Origin of the sequence: Pseudomonas sp. W15Feb34 (assembly GCF_023127765.1) — a bacterium.
Taxonomy (GTDB): Bacteria; Pseudomonadota; Gammaproteobacteria; order Pseudomonadales; family Pseudomonadaceae; genus Aquipseudomonas; species Aquipseudomonas synxantha_A.
The window spans coordinates 64575-83794 of sequence record NZ_SPKN01000025.1 but is presented as its reverse complement, the minus strand read 5'-3'; the positions used below and the strand labels follow the sequence as shown (position 1 = coordinate 83794).

General features: G+C 59.4%; 18 protein-coding genes. 3 read left to right on the top strand and 15 right to left on the bottom strand.

Annotated features, from left to right (window positions below; genetic code table 11):
* The first annotated feature begins 71 nt into the window (after window positions 1–71).
* Window positions 72–713 (top strand): HD domain-containing protein, encoded by a 642-nt coding sequence (locus E4O97_RS11195; protein WP_032878860.1) that lies wholly within the window; start codon window positions 72–74, stop codon window positions 711–713.
* Window positions 714–780: 67 nt separating this feature from the next.
* On the opposite strand, the gene E4O97_RS11190 is transcribed toward E4O97_RS11195, so the two are convergent.
* The 7 genes from E4O97_RS11190 to E4O97_RS11160 all read right to left on the bottom strand — a co-directional run bounded on the left by E4O97_RS11190 (window position 781) and on the right by E4O97_RS11160 (window position 9056).
* Entirely contained in the window at window positions 781–1665 is an 885-nt protein-coding gene (locus E4O97_RS11190; RefSeq protein WP_003195236.1) for an ABC transporter permease subunit, read from the bottom strand.
* Window positions 1662–2543 carry an ABC transporter permease subunit gene (locus E4O97_RS11185; RefSeq protein ID WP_231989070.1) on the bottom strand — a complete coding sequence of 294 codons (882 nt, stop codon included), beginning with the start codon at window positions 2541–2543 and terminating at the stop codon, window positions 1662–1664. Before E4O97_RS11185 ends, E4O97_RS11190 begins: the two co-directional genes overlap by 4 nt.
* Before the next feature lie 35 nt (window positions 2544–2578).
* On the bottom strand, window positions 2579–3721 hold the full coding sequence (gene potA / locus E4O97_RS11180) for a polyamine ABC transporter ATP-binding protein (protein ID WP_003195240.1): 1143 nt from the start codon (window positions 3719–3721) through the stop codon (window positions 2579–2581).
* Window positions 3722–3786: 65 nt separating this feature from the next.
* On the bottom strand, window positions 3787–4881 hold the full coding sequence (locus E4O97_RS11175) for a polyamine ABC transporter substrate-binding protein (protein WP_005792355.1): 1095 nt from the start codon (window positions 4879–4881) through the stop codon (window positions 3787–3789).
* 149 nt (window positions 4882–5030) lie between these two features.
* A complete protein-coding gene (locus E4O97_RS11170; RefSeq protein ID WP_032803992.1) occupies window positions 5031–6125 on the bottom strand; it encodes a polyamine ABC transporter substrate-binding protein in 1095 nt (364 codons plus the stop codon).
* A gap of 149 nt (window positions 6126–6274) precedes the next feature.
* Window positions 6275–7639 (bottom strand): aspartate aminotransferase family protein, encoded by a 1365-nt coding sequence (locus E4O97_RS11165; RefSeq protein WP_216090448.1) that lies wholly within the window; start codon window positions 7637–7639, stop codon window positions 6275–6277.
* A gap of 58 nt (window positions 7640–7697) precedes the next feature.
* A complete protein-coding gene (locus E4O97_RS11160) occupies window positions 7698–9056 on the bottom strand; it encodes a glutamine synthetase family protein (protein WP_003195249.1) in 1359 nt (452 codons plus the stop codon).
* Between the two features lie 597 nt (window positions 9057–9653).
* Between E4O97_RS11160 and E4O97_RS11155 the strand changes: the two genes are divergently transcribed.
* Entirely contained in the window at window positions 9654–11030 is a 1377-nt protein-coding gene (locus E4O97_RS11155) for a glutamine synthetase family protein (protein ID WP_003213894.1), read from the top strand.
* A gap of 223 nt (window positions 11031–11253) precedes the next feature.
* Complete coding sequence (locus tag E4O97_RS11150; protein WP_216090449.1) at window positions 11254–11916, top strand: TetR/AcrR family transcriptional regulator; 663 nt, start codon at window positions 11254–11256, stop codon at window positions 11914–11916.
* A 65-nt stretch (window positions 11917–11981) separates the two neighbouring features.
* Here E4O97_RS11150 and E4O97_RS11145 read toward each other — a convergent pair whose 3' ends face one another.
* From E4O97_RS11145 to E4O97_RS11110, 8 genes are all read right to left on the bottom strand, one after another.
* A complete protein-coding gene (locus tag E4O97_RS11145; protein ID WP_003176783.1) occupies window positions 11982–12197 on the bottom strand; it encodes a TOBE domain-containing protein in 216 nt (71 codons plus the stop codon).
* Between the two features lie 19 nt (window positions 12198–12216).
* The gene (gene ssuB, locus E4O97_RS11140) at window positions 12217–13023 is read right to left on the bottom strand and encodes an aliphatic sulfonates ABC transporter ATP-binding protein (RefSeq protein WP_248161366.1); all 807 of its coding nucleotides are present in this window, start codon (window positions 13021–13023) and stop codon (window positions 12217–12219) included.
* Complete coding sequence (gene ssuC / locus E4O97_RS11135) at window positions 13020–13805, bottom strand: aliphatic sulfonate ABC transporter permease SsuC (protein ID WP_032878854.1); 786 nt, start codon at window positions 13803–13805, stop codon at window positions 13020–13022. The genes ssuB and ssuC overlap by 4 nt, the downstream gene beginning before the upstream one ends.
* Before the next feature lie 9 nt (window positions 13806–13814).
* Complete coding sequence (gene ssuD, locus E4O97_RS11130; protein ID WP_005792361.1) at window positions 13815–14963, bottom strand: FMNH2-dependent alkanesulfonate monooxygenase; 1149 nt, start codon at window positions 14961–14963, stop codon at window positions 13815–13817.
* A 25-nt stretch (window positions 14964–14988) separates the two neighbouring features.
* A complete protein-coding gene (locus E4O97_RS11125; protein ID WP_032878852.1) occupies window positions 14989–15957 on the bottom strand; it encodes a sulfonate ABC transporter substrate-binding protein in 969 nt (322 codons plus the stop codon).
* A 96-nt stretch (window positions 15958–16053) separates the two neighbouring features.
* Complete coding sequence (ssuE, locus tag E4O97_RS11120; protein WP_078822590.1) at window positions 16054–16647, bottom strand: NADPH-dependent FMN reductase; 594 nt, start codon at window positions 16645–16647, stop codon at window positions 16054–16056.
* Between the two features lie 317 nt (window positions 16648–16964).
* The gene (locus tag E4O97_RS11115) at window positions 16965–17603 is read right to left on the bottom strand and encodes a peroxiredoxin (protein ID WP_003195267.1); all 639 of its coding nucleotides are present in this window, start codon (window positions 17601–17603) and stop codon (window positions 16965–16967) included.
* A 273-nt stretch (window positions 17604–17876) separates the two neighbouring features.
* A complete protein-coding gene (locus tag E4O97_RS11110) occupies window positions 17877–19217 on the bottom strand; it encodes an OprD family porin (RefSeq protein ID WP_032878849.1) in 1341 nt (446 codons plus the stop codon).
* Between the last annotated feature and the right edge of the window lie 3 nt (window positions 19218–19220).

Below are 19220 nucleotides of genomic sequence, written 5' to 3'. Positions count from 1 at the left end.
ACGCGCCCTCGTCTCGATAGCTGCGTCGCCCAAGCGCGAACAGACTGGATGCTTTCCAGAGGAGCACCACCATGAACACCACCATCGCCGGCATCAAAATCCCCGACAGCGCCTTGGCCAAAGCCACCACTGAATACATCCGCGACATCGAATCCGACCTGCTGTACCACCACTCGCGCCGGGTATTTCTGTTCGGCGCCTTGAGCGGAGAGCGCAAGCAACTGGCCTACAACCCGGAGCTGCTGTATGTCGGCGCAATGTTCCACGACCTGGGCCTGGTGGAAGGTCATCGCAGTGACGACCAGCGTTTCGAAGTGGACGGTGCCAATGCCGCCGCCGCGTTCCTCAAGCCTTACGGGCTGAGCGATGACGATATCGAACAAGTGTGGTTGTCCATCGCCCTGCACACCACACCGGGTGTGCCGCAACACCTGCGCCCCACCGTGGCGCTGGTGACCGCCGGGGTGGAGATGGACGTGCTGGGCATGGACTACGCCGCATTTTCCACGGTGCAGCGCGAAGCGGTGGTGCATGCGCATCCACGCGGTGAAGGGTTCAAGGAGTGCATCATCTGCGCGTTTGCCGACGGCTTGCGCCATCGCCCGCAGACCACGTTTGGCAACGTGAAGACGGATGTGCTGGTGGATCAGGAGCCGGGGTTCAGGCCGATGAATTTTGTCGAGGTGATTCGCACGTCGCCGTGGTTGGCGTAGCTGAGTTGAAATGCGATCAAATGTGGGAGGGAGCAAGCCCCCTCCCACATTTGGACCTCACCCAGCTTTAGACCGGGGCTGGAGCGCGGCGCTTGTCCGGCTGTTGCCAGCCGTCAGCCGCGGCTTCTTCGATGGCTTGCTGGATGGCCTTCTTGCGATGCTCTTCGGCCCGACGGCTGAAGAACCACACCAGGAAGGTCACCAACGACACCGCCAACAGGATCAGACTCGCCACCGCGTTGATCTCGGGTTTAACCCCAAGGCGCACCGCCGAGAACACTTCCATCGGCAAGGTGGTGGAACCCGGGCCCGATACAAAGCTGGCCAGTACCAGGTCATCCAGGGACAGCGCAAACGACATCATGCCGCCCGCCGCCAGGGACGGCGCGATCATCGGGATGGTGATCAGGAAAAACACCTTCCACGGCCGCGCGCCCAAATCCATCGCGGCTTCTTCGATCGACAAATCCAGCTCACGCAAGCGCGCCGACACCACCACCGCCACATACGCCGCACAGAACGTCGTGTGCGCGATCCAGATGGTGACGATGCCACGTTCCTGGGGCCAGCCGATCATCTGCGCCATGGCCACGAACAGCAGCAACAGCGACAGGCCGGTGATCACTTCAGGCATGACCAACGGCGCCGTCACCAGGCCGCCGAACAGCGTACGGCCCTTGAACTGGCTGATACGCGTGAGCACAAATGCCGCCAACGTGCCCAGCGCCACCGCGGCCACCGCCGTGTAGCAGGCGATTTCCAGGGAACGGGCCACCGAACCCATCAACTGGGTGTTGTCCAGCAGGCCCACGTACCACTTGATCGACCAACCGCCCCACACCGTCACCAGCTTGGATTCGTTGAACGAGTAGATCACCAGGATCAACATCGGCAGGTAGATAAACAACAAGCCTGCGACCAGCATGAAGCTGGAGAAACGAAAGCGCTTCATATCTTGCCCTCCAGCTCTTTGGCCTGGCTGCGGTTGAACAGAATGATCGGCACGATCAGGATCGCCAGCATCACCACGGCCAAGGCAGAAGCCACCGGCCAGTCACGGTTGTTGAAGAATTCCTGCCACAACACTTTACCGATCATCAGGGTTTCCGGGCCGCCGAGCAGTTCCGGGATCACGAACTCGCCCACCACTGGGATAAACACCAACATGCAGCCGGCGATGATGCCGTTCTTGGACAGCGGCACGGTGATTTTCCAGAAGCTGTTGAAGGTGCTCGAACCGAGGTCGGAGGCAGCTTCGAGCAGGCTCTGGTCGTGTTTGACCAGATTTGCGTACAGCGGCAGGATCATGAACGGCAGGTACGAGTAGACCACGCCGATATACACCGCGATGTTGGTGTTGAGGATCTGCAACGGTTCACTGATCAGCCCCATGGACATCAGGAAGCCGTTGAGCAAACCGTTGTTGCTGAGGATGCCCATCCACGCATACACGCGGATCAGGATCGCGGTCCAGGTCGGCATCATGATCAGCAGCACCAGCACGGTCTGCATCTCTTTGCGCGCCGTGGCGATGGCGTAGGCCATCGGGTAGCCGATCAGCAGGCACAGCAGCGTGCTGAAGAACGCCATCTTCAACGAGCCCAGGTAGGCGGCGATGTACAACTCGTCGCCCGCCAACAGGCTGTAGTTGGCCAGGTTCAGCACCACTTGCAGCTTTTGCTCAACGTAGGTGTAGATCTCGGTATAGGGCGGGATCGCCACGTCGGCTTCGGCAAAGCTGATTTTCAATACGATGAAAAACGGCAGTGCGAAAAACAGAAACAGCCAGAGGAATGGAATCCCGATGACCACCTGCTTGCCATTGGGGATTATGCGATCCAAGCGCCGCTTGAATTTCTTCATGTTCATGAGCGAAGTACCACGCCGCTGTCGTCTTCCCACCACACGTAAACCTGATCACCCCAGGTTGGGCGCTGGCCACGGCGTTCGGCGTTGGCGACGAAGGACTGCACCAGCTTGCCACTCGGCAGCTCCACATAGAACACCGAGTGACCGCCCAGGTAGGCGATATCGTGCACCTTGCCGCTGGACCAGTTGTGCTCGCAGGTTGGCATTTCGGTGGTGACCAGCAGTTTTTCCGGGCGAATCGCGTAGGTCACCGACTTGTCTTCCACCGAAGTAGCGATGCCGTAGCCCACGTAGATGTCGCGATCCAGGTCCGGGCACTTGAGCACCGCATGGCCTTCGGCGTCGTCCACCACTTGGGTGTCGAAGATGTTCACGTTGCCGATGAACTCGCACACCAGGCGGCTGGTAGGGGTTTCGTAGATGTCGATCGGGCTGCCGATCTGGGCGATCCAGCCCAGGTGCATGATCGCAATACGCTCGGCCATGGTCATGGCCTCTTCCTGGTCGTGGGTTACCATCACGCACGTCACGCCGACGCGCTCGATGATCTCTACAAGCTCAAGCTGCATCTGCGAGCGCAGCTTCTTGTCCAGGGCGCCCATCGGCTCATCGAGCAGCAAGAGTTTGGGGCGCTTGGCCAGGGAACGGGCCAGGGCGACACGCTGGCGCTGGCCGCCGGACAGCTGGTGCGGCTTGCGCTTGGCGTATTGGCTCATCTGCACCAGCTTGAGCATCTCGGCCACGCGGGCGTCGACTTCGGCCTTGGGGATCTTGTCCTGCTGCAGGCCGAACGCGATGTTCTGCGCCACGGTCATGTGCGGGAACAGCGCATAGGACTGGAACATCATGTTGATCGGCCGCTCGTAGGGGGGCATGTCGGTAATGTCCACGCCGTCCAGGTAGATGCGGCCTTCGGTTGGGCGCTCGAAACCTGCGAGCATACGCAGCAAGGTGGACTTGCCTGAACCCGAACCGCCGAGCAAGGCGAAGATCTCGCCTTTCTTGATTTCCAGGGACACATCGTCCACCGCAATCGTCTCGTCGAACTTCTTCGTGACCCGGTCGATTTTGACCAGCACCTTTTTCGGTGTCTGGTCGCCCTCGAGGGCTTTCTTATAGGCGCCGGAGGCAACTGCCATTTACGAAACTCCCAAAAAAAGAGTGCAGCTCGCCCAATACGGGCCAGCCTTGGATAGTTTGAGCCTTACTTGCCCGTCTTGACCTTGGTCCAGCTACGGGTCATTAAACGCTGCACTTTCGGGGGTAGCTCGAAGTTGACGAATGTCCGCTCGAGAACCGCCTGCGGTGGGTAAACCGCTGCGTCGGTGCGTATCGATTGTTCCATCAGCTTGTCCGCCCCGGGGTTAGGGTTGGCGTAACCGACGTAATCACTGACCTGGGCGATCACCTCAGGTTGCAGCAAATAGTTGATGAAGGCATGAGCCTCTTTAACGTTGCTCGCATCCTTGGGGATCGCCAGTACGTCAAACCAGAGGTTGCCGCCTTCCTTGGGAATTGCGTAGGCGATGTTCACGCCCTTGCCCGCCTCGGCCGCGCGGGCCTTGGCCTGGAACACATCACCGGAGAAACCGGCAGCCACGCAGATGTTGCCGTTGGCCAGGTCCGAGATGTATTTGGAGGAGTGGAAGTAAGTCACGTAGGGCCGCACTTTGAGCAGCTTCTCTTCGGCCTTCTTGTAGTCGGCCGGGTTGGTGCTGTTAGGGTCCAGGCCCATGTAGTTGAGCACTGCCGGCAGCATTTCATCGGCCGAATCCATGAACGACACACCGCAGGTGGCGAGCTTCTTCATGTTTTCCGGTTCGAACAACACCGCCCAGGAATCGATATGGTCGACGCCCAGCACTTCCTTGACCTTATCGACGTTGTAGCCAATGCCATTGGTGCCCCACAGGTACGGCACCGCGTACTGGTTGCCCGGGTCGTTCTTTTCCAGGCGCTTGAGCAGGGCCGGGTCGAGGTTGGCGTAGTTTGTCAGCAGTGACTTGTCGAGCTTCTGGAACGCCCCGGCCTTGATCTGCTTGCCGAGGAAATGGTTGGACGGCACGACCACGTCATAGCCGGTACGCCCGGCGAGCAACTTGCCTTCCAGGGTTTCGTTGGAATCAAACACGTCATACACGGGCTTGATGCCGGTGGCCTTTTCAAAGTTGGCCAGGGTGTCGGGGCCGATGTAGTCCGACCAGTTATAAACATGCACCGTCGATGCGGCCTGCACGCTGACAGCCAGCGTGATACCTGCACCCACCAGCAAGGCTTTGCGAAATAAAGAAATTGGCAAGTGGAGGTCCTCTTAAATAGTTGGGCCCAAAGTTGTTGCCCGGCAACAAAACCGGCGCGCAACTTACCCTCGATAAACCGATCCGGCAAAACTTTCTTTGATCTAATTTGTGGGAGAGGGGCTTACCCCCCTCCCACAGCTGCCAGGGCTTACTTGCCCGACTTGATCTTGGTCCAGCTACGGGTCATTTCACGCTGGGTCGCGGCCGGCAAGTCGGCAATCGCGTAGAGCTTGGCCTGCACGTCCGCCGACGGGTAGATGCCCGGGTCGCTGGTGATGTCTTTGTCCACCAGTGCGGTGGCTTTCTCGTTACCGTTCGGGAAACGCACGCTGTTGGTGATCGACGCCATGACTTCGGGCTTGAGCAGGTAGTTCATGAAGGTGTAGGCGGCCTCGACGTTTTCGGCATCCTTAGGGATAGCGACCATGTCGAAGAAGCTGCCGGCGCCTTCTTTCGGAATGTCGTAGGCGACTTTGACTTTGCCACCGGCTTCAGCCGCCCGGGACTTGGCTTGCTGGATGTCACCCGAGTAACCCACGGCCACGCAGATGTTGCCGTTGGCGAGGTCGGAAATGTACTTGGACGAGTGGAAGTAACCGATCGAAGGACGGATCTTCAAGAACAGGTCTTCAGCCTGCTTGAGATCGGCTTTCTTCTGGCTGTCGGTCGGCAGGCCCAGGTAATGCAGCGCGATTGGCAGCATTTCGGTTGGCGAGTCGAGGAAGCTCACGCCGCAGCTTTTCAGCTTGGCGATGTTTTCCGGCTTCATCAGCACATCCCACGAATCGATCTTGTCCACGCCCAGCGCGGCCTTGACCTTCTCCGGGTTGTAGCCGATGCCGATCGAACCCCACATGTACGGGAACGCGTGCTTGTTGTCCGGGTCGCTGACCGACACGGCCTTGAGCAGGGATTTGTTCAGGTTGCTGTAGTTAGGCAGCTTGGACGTGTCCAGCTCCTGGTACACGCCGGCCTTGATCTGCTTGGCCAGGAAGTTGTTCGACGGCACGACGATGTCGTAGCCGGACTTGCCTGCCAGCAACTTGGCTTCCAGGGTCTCGTTGCTGTCGAACACGTCGTACACCACCTTGATGCCCGACTCTTTTTCAAAGTTGGCGATGGTGTCCGGTGCAATGTAGTCAGACCAGTTGTACACGTGCAGCACTTTATTGTCTGCCTGGGCCGCGCCCGCCATTGCGCCCATCAGGGACAAGGCGAGGAGGGTCTTGCCAGCGTTTTTCAAACCTAATGCCTTCATTGGGTGATGCTCCGATTTTTCTTTTTTGGGCCGCACATTGTTTATGTTTCGGGCCCAGCCAAAGGGCAACAAAACAGGACGACAGTCTGGCAAGTTCAGGGGCCCGCTTTCAACCGGCCCCCGCATTTATCTACTCAGCCCTGCAATGCCGCCAACGTCAGGTCCAGGCAATGACGGGCCTTGGTCACCAGCTCGTCGATTTCTGCCTGGCTGATCACCAGCGGCGGCGAAATGATCATGGTGTCGCCCACGGCGCGCATGATCAGGCCATTCTCGAAGCAGAAGGTTCGGCAGATCATGCCGGCGCCCTTGCCTTCATGACGCTTGCGCGTGACCTTGTCCTGCACCAGCTCGATCGCACCGAGCATACCCACGCCGCGCACTTCGCCCACCAGCGGGTGGTCAGCCAGCTCCCTCAGACGCTTCTGCAAATACGGTGCCGTTTCGTCGTGTACACGGCTGACGATTTTTTCATCGCGCAGGATACGGATGTTTTCCAGGGCCACGGCCGCTGCGACCGGGTGGCCGGAGTAGGTAAAACCGTGGTTGAAATCGCCCCCTTCGTTGAGCACCGCCACCACTTCGTCGCGCACGATCAGGCCGCCCATGGGCACGTAGCCTGAGGTCAGCCCCTTGGCGATGGTCATCATGTGTGGCTTGAGGTCGTAGAAATCGCTACCGAACCACTCACCGGTACGGCCAAAACCGCAGATCACTTCGTCGGCGACAAACAGGATGTCGTACTTGGCGAGAATTTCCTTGATGCGCGGCCAGTAGGTGGCGGGTGGCACGATCACGCCACCGGCTCCCTGGATCGGCTCGGCGATAAAGGCGCCGACGTTGTCCACGCCCAACTCCAGAATCTTCTCTTCCAGCTGGTTGGCGGCCCAGATCCCGAATTCTTCAGGGCTCATGTCGCCGCCTTCGCCAAACCAGTAGGGTTGAGCGATGTGGGTGATACCCGGGATAGGCAGGTCGCCCTGCTCATGCATATAAGTCATGCCACCCAGGCTGGCGCCGGCCACGGTGGAACCGTGGTAGCCGTTCTTGCGGGCAATGATGGTTTTCTTGCTCGGCTGGCCCTTGATCGCCCAGTAGTGGCGGACCATGCGCAACATGGTGTCGTTGCCTTCGGAGCCGGAGCCGGTGAAGAACACATGGTTCATGCCGGCGGGCGCGACTTCGGAAATGACTTTGGCCAGTTCAAGCACCGGCGGGTGTGCGGTCTGGAAGAACAGGTTGTAGTACGGCAGCTCTTTCATCTGTTTGGCGGCGGCGTCAGCCAGTTCGTCGCGACCATAGCCGATCGCCACGCACCACAGGCCGGCCATGCCGTCGAGGATCTTGTTGCCTTCGCTGTCCCACAGGTAAACACCGTGGGCTTTGGTGATGATCCTTGGGCCTTTCTCTTTCAATTGCTTGAAATCGCTGAACGGCGCCAGGTGGTGATCATTGCTCAAGGCTTGCCATTCACGGGTTTGCGGGTTGTTGCTGGACATACCAATCTCCTAGACTTTTCAGTGAAGGGCGCGCCGTTTGAAGGACGCGCCCGGCGCATCAGACGGCGAAGAGCAGGAATTCCCGCTCCCACGAACTGATCACGCGCTTGAAGTTTTCATGCTCGGCCCGCTTGACCGCGACGTAGCCTGTGATGAACTTTTGCCCCAGGTATTTCTCGATGGTCTTGCTGTTTTCCATACGCTCAAGGGCATCTTCGATGGTCAACGGCAGACGCAGATTGCGGCGCTCGTAACCACGGCCGACTACTGGCGCGCTCGGGTTGTGGCCTTCGACCATGCCGATGTAGCCGCACAGCAGGCTGGCGGCAATCGCCAGGTAGGGGTTGGCATCGGCGCCCGGCAGGCGGTTCTCCACGCGGCGGTTCTGTGGGCCGGCATCTGGAACGCGCAGGCCGACGGTGCGGTTCTCTTCGCCCCACTCCACGTTCACCGGCGCCGAGGTGTCGGGCAGGAAGCGGCGGAACGAGTTCACGTTCGGGGCGAACAGCGGCAGCAATTCAGGGATGAACTTCTGCAGGCCACCAATGTGGTTGAGAAACAGCTGGCTCATGGTCCCGTCTTCATTGGAGAAGACGTTCTTGCCGGTGGCGATGTCGATGATGCTCTGGTGCAGGTGCATCGCGCTGCCGGGCTCGCCGGTCATCGGCTTGGCCATAAAGGTGGCAGCCACGTCGTGCTTGAGCGCGGCTTCACGCATGGTGCGCTTGAACACCAGGATCTGGTCGGCCAGGGACAGGGCATCGCCGTGACGGAAGTTGATTTCCATCTGCGCGGTGCCGTCTTCGTGGATCAGGGTGTCGAGGTCCAGCTCCTGCAGTTCGCACCAGTCGTAGACGTCTTCGAACAGCGGGTCGAATTCGTTGGCTGCTTCTATAGAGAAAGACTGGCGGCCAGTCTCCGGGCGCCCGGAACGGCCAATCGGCGGTTGCAGCGGAAAGTCCGGGTCTTCGCAACGCTTGGTCAGGTAGAACTCCATCTCCGGCGCCACGATGGGCTGCCAGCCGCGGTCGGAGTAGAGTTTGAGGACTTTCTTGAGCACGTTGCGCGGCGACAGCTCGATCGGGTTGCCTTGCTTGTCGTAGGTGTCGTGGATCACCTGAGCAGTGGGCTCGATGGCCCAGGGCACCAGGAATACCGCGTTCTGGTCGGGGCGGCAGATCATGTCGATGTCGGCCGGGTCGAGCAATTCGTAATAGATGTCGTCTTCGACATAGTCGCCGGTCACGGTCTGCAACAGAACGCTTTCGGGCAGGCGCATGCCTTTTTCGGCGATGAACTTGTTGGTCGGCGAGATCTTGCCCCGGGTAATACCGGTGAGGTCGCCAATCATGCATTCGACTTCTGTGATCTTGTGGTCTTTCAACCAATCGGTGAGCTGGTCGAGGTTGTTACTCATAAATGCCTCTGGGCTGGGTTTCCTGGCATCCGTTAAAAGCCAGGCGTTGGTTGACGCAGCATCCGCGTCGCTTGTTCATTCAGGGTAGGAGCTTACCTGCCATTTGCCCATGGGTTGCATTCCTCACGCCAAAGTTGTGCAGAATCATGATCGGCACGGCGAATATGGGCGGGTGGGTGGCGCAGGCGTTGGCAAAGAGGAGGTCGGACGGGCCGTCAAGAATATTGGCCGGTGCGTGAGCATTCACGCGGGACGAACGGACTGCGCACAATGTGTGGCGCAAGCACGCAGAGACGCCGAATGGCGGCAGGTGAAACATGAAGCACCCCGGTATTATTGCTGTTATGGGTTTGAATCGAGCTTAGCCTTGTTCATTTTTTTACACAACACCCCCGTAAAAAATACAACACGGCCCGCTCAAGCCTGCAGGTCCAAAGACCTTTAAACCCAAAAAACCGCCCCAAAAAGCCCCAAAAAAGGCTTCATGGCGCTTTTTTAGGGCAAAAAATGCCTCGCTTGACTTCGGCAAGCCGTTCGGGTTGACTGAAACCAGAAAAGATCAATGATTGATATTTTTAACAACAAAGGTGTTGCATCATGTCGGTACCCCCGCGTGCCGTTCAGCTTAACGAAGCGAACGCGTTCCTTAAGGATCATCCTGAGGTTCTGTACGTAGACCTTCTAATTGCGGATATGAATGGTGTGGTGCGCGGCAAGCGCATCGAACGCACCAGCCTCCACAAGGTTTACGAGAAGGGCATTAACCTGCCTGCCTCTTTATTTGCCCTGGATATCAATGGCTCGACGGTGGAAAGCACCGGCCTGGGCCTGGACATCGGTGATGCTGACCGAATCTGTTATCCAATCCCCGACACCCTGTGCAATGAACCCTGGCAAAAGCGCCCTACCGCGCAATTGCTGATGACCATGCACGAACTTGAAGGTGAACCTTTCTTCGCCGACCCGCGCGAAGTGCTCCGCCAAGTTGTAAGCAAGTTTGACGACCTCGGTCTGACCATCTGCGCCGCCTTCGAGCTTGAGTTCTACCTGATCGACCAGGAGAACGTGAACGGCCGCCCACAACCGCCCCGCTCGCCGATCTCCGGCAAACGCCCGCACTCGACACAGGTCTACCTGATCGACGACCTCGACGAATACGTCGACTGCCTCCAGGACATTCTGGAAGGTGCCAAGGAGCAAGGCATTCCGGCCGATGCCATCGTCAAGGAAAGTGCCCCGGCGCAGTTCGAAGTGAACCTGCACCACGTGGCCGACCCGATCAAGGCCTGCGACTACGCAGTACTGCTCAAGCGCCTGATCAAGAACATCGCCTACGACCATGAGATGGACACCACCTTCATGGCCAAGCCTTACCCAGGGCAGGCAGGCAACGGGTTGCACGTACACATCTCCATTCTGGACAAGGACGGCAAGAACATCTTTGCCAGCGAGGATCCCGAGCAGAACGCCGCATTGCGTCACGCGATCGGCGGTGTGCTGGAGACCCTGCCCGCCCAAATGGCGTTCCTGTGCCCCAACGTCAACTCCTACCGTCGTTTCGGCGCACAGTTCTATGTGCCGAACTCGCCGTGCTGGGGCCTGGACAACCGCACCGTAGCGATTCGCGTACCCACCGGCTCTTCCGATGCCGTGCGTATCGAACACCGCGTGGCCGGTGCCGATGCCAACCCTTATCTGCTGATGGCTTCGGTCCTGGCGGGTGTACACCACGGTTTGACCAACAAGATCGAACCGGGCGCTCCGGTGGAAGGCAACAGCTACGAGCAGAACGAGCAAAGCCTGCCGAACAACCTGCGCGATGCCCTGCGCGAGTTGGACGACAGCGAGGTGATGGCCAAGTACATCGATCCTAAATACATCGATATCTTTGTTGCCTGTAAGGAAAGTGAGCTGGAAGAGTTTGAACACTCCATCTCCGACCTTGAGTACAACTGGTACCTGCATACCGTGTAAGCGGTTGCGGCATTGAAGAAGCGCCACAGGCTTAGGGTCTGTGGCGTTTTTTTATGGGCTTATTCCGGGGGACCGAATTGGCCTCATCGGGAGCAAGCCCCCCTCCCACATTTTGAATGTATTCACAGATCTAAATGTGGGAGGGGGCTTGCTCCCGATGGCGGTCTGGAAGACAACACACCTCCCTGCTCATACAATGCCCGCTGCCTTGTAGGAGACATCCATGACCACCCGCCCCGCCACGCCTCGCAAACCCCGCGCCCGCAGCCAGGCCCGGATCGACGCGATCCTTGAAGCCGCCCGCACCTTGCTGGCCGCCGAAGGCGTGGCGAGTTTGTCGATCTACAGCGTGGCCGACCGGGCGCAGATTCCACCGTCGTCGGTGTATCACTTCTTCGCCAGCGTGCCGGCTTTGCTGGAGGCGTTGACCGCCCAGGTACACGCCGCCTTCCGCGCCGCCATCCAGGCGCCCATCGAACATGACTCACTCAAGCATTGGCGCGACCTGTCCTGCATCGTCGAACAGCGCATGCTCAACGTTTACGACCAGGACGCGGCTGCACGCCAGTTGATCCTGGCACAGCACGGGTTGACCGAGGTGACCCAGGCCGATCGTCAGCATGACCTGGAGCTGGGGGACTTGATGCTGGAGGTGTTCAACCGCCACTTCGAAGTGCCGAGCTTGCCCAGGGACGTGGATGTATTTGCCCTGGCGCTGGAGTTGAGCGACCGCGTGTATGCGCGCTCAGTGCATCAGCATGGGCTGATTACGCCGCGTATGGCTGAGGAAGGAATGCGAGTGTTTGATGCCTATGTGGGGCTCTACTTACCCGCATATTTGTCCAAACGGGCCTCATCGCAGGCAAGCCAGCTCCCACATTTTTGATCTGTGAATACATTCAAATGTGGGAGCTGGCTTGCCTGCGATAGCGAGCTCAAGAGCGACGCGAATCACAACTTGGCAATCGACACCTCAGTCGATTTCACAAAGGCAATCACTTCACTGCCAATCACCAGCTCCAGCTCTTTCACCGAGCGAGTGGTAATCACCGAAGTAACGATGCCCGACGCCGTCTGCACATCGATCTCCGACAGTACGTCACCGACCACGATTTCCTTGATGGTGCCTTTGAACTGGTTACGCACGTTGATGGCTTTAATAGTCATGATGTTTTTCCTGTGTGGGTTATTGAGCCCAACGCAATTGCGTCGGCAGCGGTGAAACAGTTTCGGGTTCCGGCGGTGAACCGGGCAGCGACAGCACGCGGTTGAGCACCTCGGCCTCCAACGCGGCCAGGCGGTGTGAACCACGGGCCCGTGGGCGTGGCAGGTCGACGGCGAGGTCGAGACCGATTTCGCCGTCTTCGATCAGAATCACCCGGTCGGCAATCGCCACGGCTTCGCTGACATCGTGGGTCACCAGCAACACAGTGAAACCGTGCTTGCGCCAGAGGTTCTCGATCAGTTGCTGCATCTCGATGCGGGTCAGGGCGTCCAGTGCGCCCAGCGGCTCATCGAGCAGCAACAGGCGCGGTTGGTGAATCAACGCGCGCGCCAGGGCCACGCGCTGCTTCTGGCCACCGGACAAGGCCGCCGGCCATTCATTGGCGCGCTCGGCCAGGCCCACCGCTTCCAGGGCCTCCAGCGCCCTGGGGCGCCAGTTGCCCGTAAGGCCGAGGCCGACGTTGTCGATGATCTTTTTCCACGGCAGCAAACGCGCTTCCTGGAACATCAATCGTGTGTCTTCAATCGCCTCGTGCAGCGGCGCGGAGCCGGCCAGCAGCTCGCCGCCACTGGCCTTGTCCAGCCCCGCCAGCAAGCGCAACAAGGTACTCTTGCCGCAGCCGCTGCGACCTACCACGGCCACGAATTGACCGGCCGGAATATGCAGGTCGATGTCCTTGAGCACTTCGCGAGTGCCGAAGGATTTGCGCAACTTGCGCACCGCCAGGGGAATGCCCTTGAGCAGGCGCGGGGGTTGTTGAGCTGTCATGCCGCACCTCCTTTGACTTGATACGCCGGGTGCCAGCGCAGCCATACCCGTTCCAGGCCACGCGCCGCCAGGTCGGCGAGTTTGCCGAGGATCGCGTACATCACGATGGCCAGCACCACCACATCGGTTTGCAGGAACTCACGGGCATTCATCGCCAGGTAACCGATGCCGGAACTGGCCGAGATGGTTTCCGCCACGATCAGCGTCAGCCACATAAAGCCCAGGGCAAAGCGCACGCCCACCAGGATCGACGGCAGCGCGCCAGGCAGGATGACTTGCCAGAACAGGCTGAACCCCGACAGGCCATAGCTGCGCGACATTTCCACCAGCGCCGGGTCGACGTTGCGGATACCGTGATAGGTGTTCAGGTAGATCGGGAACAACGTGCCGAGTGCCACCAGGAAAATCTTCGCGGTCTCGTCAATGCCGAACCACAGGATCACCAGTGGAATCAGCGCCAGGTGCGGCACGTTACGAATCATCTGCACAGAGCTGTCCAGCAAGCGCTCGCCCCACTTCGACAACCCGGTGATAAAGCCCAGGGCCAAACCAATGCTGCCGCCGATCACAAAGCCCAGGCCGGCACGCCAGCCACTGATGGCCAGGTGTGTCCAGATTTCGCCGCTGACCACCAGGTTGACTCCGGCTTCGATCACCGCACTGGGCGCCGGCAAAATGCGCGTCGACAACCACCCCGCCGACACCGACAACTGCCACACCGCCAGCAACAAGATCGGCAGCACCCAGGGCGCCACGCGATGGCTGAATTTTTCAAAGTCCATAACGGCGCCTCAACTCTGTGACGCAGCTTTGGGAAGGATGTCGTTGGCGACCATCTCGCCAAACGGGCTGACGTAACCGGCGCTTTTCGGCAACTCGGGACGTTCGATATCCAGATGCGGAAACAACAGTTCGGCGACTCGATACGACTCTTCCAGGTGTGGATAACCGGAGAAGATAAAGGTGTCGATACCCAGGTCCGCGTATTCCTTGACCCGCGCCGCAACCGTCGGGCCATCGCCGACCAGCGCCGTGCCTGCTCCGCCACGTACCAGGCCGACGCCGGCCCACAGGTTGGGGCTGACCTCCAGGTTGTCACGGCTGCCGCCATGCAAAGCGGCCATGCGTTGCTGGCCAACCGAGTCAAAACGCGCCAGCGACGCCTGGGCGCGGGCAATGGTGTCGTCGTCCAGATGGGAGATGAGTTTGTCGGCGGCTTTCCAGGCCTCTTCGTTGGTCTCGCGCACAATCACATGCAGGCGAATGCCGAAGCGCAGGGTACGCCCGAGTTTCTCGGCCTTGGCGCGAACCTGGGCGATTTTTTCCGCGACAGCAGCCGGCGGCTCGCCCCAGGTCAGGACCATTTCCACCTGCTCGGCCGCCAGGTCCTGGGCCGCTTCGGAGGAACCGCCGAAGTACAGCGGCGGGCGCGGTTGCTGGACTGGTGGGTAGAGCAGCTTGGCGCCTTTGACGCTGATGTGCTCGCCGTCGTAGTCCACGGTTTCGCCTTCGAGCACGCGGCGCCAGATGCGCGTGAACTCCACCGATGCCTGATAGCGTTCTTCGTGGCTGAGGAACAAGCCATCGCCAGCCAACTCTTCCGGGTCACCGCCAGTTACCAGGTTGAATAACGCACGACCACCGGACAACCGGTCCAGGGTGGCGGCCTGGCGTGCGGCCACCGTCGGGGAAATGATCCCGGGGCGCAGAGCAACCAGGAATTTCAAACGCTGGGTCACTGGAATCAGTGAGGCAGCCACCAGCCACGAGTCTTCGCAGGAGCGACCGGTAGGGATCAACACCCCGCCGAAACCCAGGCGGTCAGCGGCCTGGGCCACTTGTTGCAAATAACCGTGATCGACGGCGCGGGCGCCTTCGGCGGTGCCAAGGTAATGGCCGTCGCCGTGGGTAGGCAGGAACCAGAAAATATTGAGGCTCATGGAGTTGTCTCCTGAAGGAATCGGATTACGGCGCTTTGGCAACCGCGGCGGGTGGCGTCCAGATCACGTCCTTGATGCTCAAGGGTTTGGGGATCAGTTTGAGCTGGTAGAAGCTGTCGGCGATTTTCTGCTGGGCCGCGACCACTTCCGGGGTCAGGAACAGCGCACCGTAGCCCTGGCGTTTCACCGAGGTCAGGGTGATGTCGGCGGGCAGGCCCAGCAGCGGTGCGACTTGTTCGGTGACTTCCTGCGGGTTGGCCTTGGACCACTCGCCCACCGCGCGCACTTCTTCCACCAGCGCCCTGATCACTTCAGGGTGTTGCTCGGCGTAGGGTTTGGTGGCCAGGTAGAACTGATGGTTGTCGGCAATGCCGGTGCCGTCACGCAGGGTACGGGCTTGCAGTTGTTTCTCGGCGGCGGCCTGGTACGGGTCCCAGATCACCCAGGCATCCACACTGCCGCGCTCGAAGGCGGCACGGGCATCGGCAGGTGGCAGGAATACGGTTTTCACGTCGGTGTAGTTGAGGCCGGCATCTTCCAGGGCTCGCACCAGCAGGTAATGCACGTTGGAGCCTTTGTTGAGCACAACCTTTTTGCCTTTGAGCTCGGCGACCGATTTGATCGGTGAGTCTTTGGGCACCAGGATCGCTTCACTGGTAGGTGCGGGCGGTTCGTAGGCGACGTAAAGCAAGTCGGCGCCGGCCGCCTGGGCAAACACCGGTGGCGTTTCACCGGTGACGCCGAAGTCGATGGAGCCGACGTTCAGGCCCTCAAGCAACTGCGGGCCGCCGGGGAACTCGGTCCACTGCACCTGCACGCCTTGGGCGGCCAGGCGTTTTTCCAGCGTGCCCTTGGCCTTGAGCAGCACCAGGGTGCCGTACTTCTGATAACCGATCCGCAGGGTCTCGGCGGCTTGGGCTTGAACAATGGCGCCGAAGGACACAGCCGCAGCAAACAGTGCGACCAGACCACGACGCAAGATGACAGTGCGCATGGCGCTCTCTCCACAGTTGCGATTAGGGTTTTGGCTGCACCTGCTTGGCCGTTGGCGGCTGAGTAAGGTGAGTGCTTCTCGATTTTCGGGTAAGGGTCAGATGCTCCAGCGAGCACTCAACAAGCGTTCATTCAACACATCGGGGTCCAGCGGCTTGGGGCGTCGGGCCATGGCGCTGTAGAGCTGCTCCAGGGCTTCGTGCAAGCGTCGTTCAAGTACCGGCACCAGTTGCGCCTGGACGCTGCCTTCGCCATAGGCGATCTGGCTGTCTTCGGCGAAAATGCCGTGGAGCAATTCCTGGGCTTTCAGGGCCGACAACACCGGTTTCAAGGCATAGTCCACCGCCAGCATGTGGGCGATGCTGCCGCCGGTTGCAATCGGTAATACCACCTTATGGGCCAGGGCGCGTTCGGGCAGAAGGTCCAACACGGTTTTCAGCGCGCCGGAAAACGACGCCTTGTACACCGGTGTGGCGATCACCAGGCCGTCGGCATTGGCCACCTGTTGCAACAGGTCGATGACCTTGGGGCTGTCGAACCGTGCGTGCAGCAAGTCTTCTGCCGGGAAGTCGCGTATCTGGTAACTCACCACTTCCACGCCCTGCTGTTGCAGCCATTGACGGGTTTTATCCAGCAACACCCCGGAGCGCGAACGCTGGCTGGGACTGCCTCCAAGTGTTACGACCAGCATGCAGGAGATTCCTTGAGCAAGTGTCGGCGGTTCGCTGTACGGCGATGGCGCCAAGATGGAACAGACCATATCAGTAGATTTATATATCTATAAATCTTATTTATTCATTTGTTTATTCCATAAATACATAAGCCGTTTATCAATCGCCAGGCGAAAAAAAAGGCCGTGAAAACGGCCTGAAAACCCCTGCATGCTTACTTTGAAAATGCACTTAACATGTGGGAGGGGGCTTGCTCCCGATAGCGGTGGGTCAGGTAAGTATTTGGTAACTGACAGACCGCCATCGGGAGCAAGCCCCCTCCCACATGGGATCTGTGTCAGCGGTTGGGTTGTGGGGTGAGGCGCAGGTACGGCTTCACCGCGCGGTAGCCCTTTGGAAAGCGCTTCTTGATCTCTTCCTCGTCCTTGAGCGACGGCACGATCACTACCTCATCCCCATCCTGCCAGTTGGCGGGCGTGGCGACCTTGTGGTTGTCGGTCAGTTGCAGCGAGTCGATCACCCGCAGGATTTCATGGAAGTTGCGCCCGGTGCTGGCTGGGTAGGTGATGGTCAGACGGATCTTCTTGTTCGGGTCGATCACGAACAAAGAGCGCACGGTGAGGGTGTCACTGGCGTTGGGGTGGATCAGGTCGTAGAGGTCCGAGACCTTGCGGTCGGCGTCGGCCAGGATCGGGAAGTTGACCACGGTGTTCTGGGTCTCATTGATGTCTTCGATCCACTTGTGATGCGAGTCCACCGGGTCTACCGACAGGGCGATGGCCTTGACGCCACGTTTTGCGAATTCGTCCTTGAGCTTGGCGGTGAAGCCCAGCTCGGTGGTGCACACCGGGGTGAAGTCTGCCGGGTGGGAAAACAACACACCCCAGCTGTCGCCCAGCCATTCGTGGAAGCGAATCTTGCCGGCGCTGGAATCCTGTTCGAAGTCGGGGGCGATGTCGCCCAGTCTTAGGCTCATGGTGCGGCTCCTGATGAGTGCTTATGGAGCCCACTGTGCATGGATTTGGAGTTATTTAAAAAGAATAAATATCGATTTATCTAGACGATAAAGGAATATTAAAAATGTGTTCATTGGACTTGGGCGCAGGCGAAGATCAACATTGTTTTCAAGGTTCGAGAAGGCCTTGAGTCGCTGTAGTAAAGAGGGTTTCAGGAAGGGCTTGCGGGGGTTGAGCCCGACTTGAAAGCAGTACACCTTGCCCGGCATTGCGCCGGGCAAGGCTTTACAGTCTTACAACAGCGGGATCGAGTAGCTGACGATCAGGCGGTTTTCGTCCTGGTTACGTGCGTTGGCGATGTCGCTGCGCCACATAGCGTTTTTCCACGCCACGCCGACGTTTTTCAGCGGACCTTCCGGTACGACGTAGGCAACAGTGATGTCACGTTCCCACTCGGACTGGCCGGTGAACTCGGCACGGTTGCTGGCAACGGTGTCGATATGATCACCCTTCAGGTAAACCACACCAGCGGTCAGGCCAGGTACGCCCACCTTGGCGAAGTCGTAGGAGTAGCGAGCTTGCCAAGTGCGCTCGCCGGCACGGGCGAACTTCTGGATCTGCATGTCGGTGGTGATGTAAGCCGACGAGCCGTCACCCTGGTTCAACCAAGGGAAGTCGCTGCTGCCGTTGCTGACCTGGTAACCGCCACCGAAGGTGTGGCCGGCAACCGAGTACAGGAACAGGCCGCTGTACAGGTTGTTGTCGACTTTGCCACGACCGGAGTTGACGCCACCGTAGTTGCCTGTGGAGAAGTAGGCAGACTGGTTGCCGTTGTTACCGTCGTCGGAGCTGTTGAAGTAACGCAGATCAGACTTCAGCACGCCAGGGCCGATAGCCCAGTTGTGGGTCAGGCCCAGGAAGTGTTGCTTGTAGAAATCTTCCAGGTTGCCGTAGTAGTACTGGGCGGTCAGGTCCTTGGTGATCTTGTAGTCACCACCGGCGTAGTAGAACTTGTTGCTCGAACGCCAGTTCACGCCACGGCTGTTGGCGCCGGAGATGGACAGGCTTTCGTTGTTGCTGGAGTTACGGCCCTTGGCTTTTTCGATCTGGCCGGCAACCAGGGTCAGGTCCTTGATGTCGCTGGAGGTGATCTGGCCACCCTGGAAGGTCTGCGGCAGCATACGACCATCGTTGGTGACGATGACCGGCAGCTTGGGCTGCAAGGTACCCAGCTTCAGTTCGGTCTGGGAGATCTTCGCTTTGGCGGTCAGGCCCAGGCTGGAGTAGTTATCAACGGCTTCGCCATTGGACTTGCTCGGGAAGATGGTGCCGCCATACGAGCTGGCGGTCGCGCCGTTGGTGCCGCCACCGGAATCCAGGCGAACACCCAGCAGGCCGATAGCGTCAAGACCGAAGCCGACGGTGCCTTGGGTGTAACCGGAGATGAAACGCAGATCGAAGCCTTGGCCCCACTCTTCGTTCTTGTTCGCACCAGCACCTTCACGGTTGTCGGTGTTGATGTAGAAGTTACGCAGGCCCAGTGTGGCCTTGCTGTCTTCGATGAAACCGGCGGCGCCTGCTTGCTGGGCGATTGCGCCCAAAGCTACAGCCACAGCCAAGGTGGACTTCTTCATGTA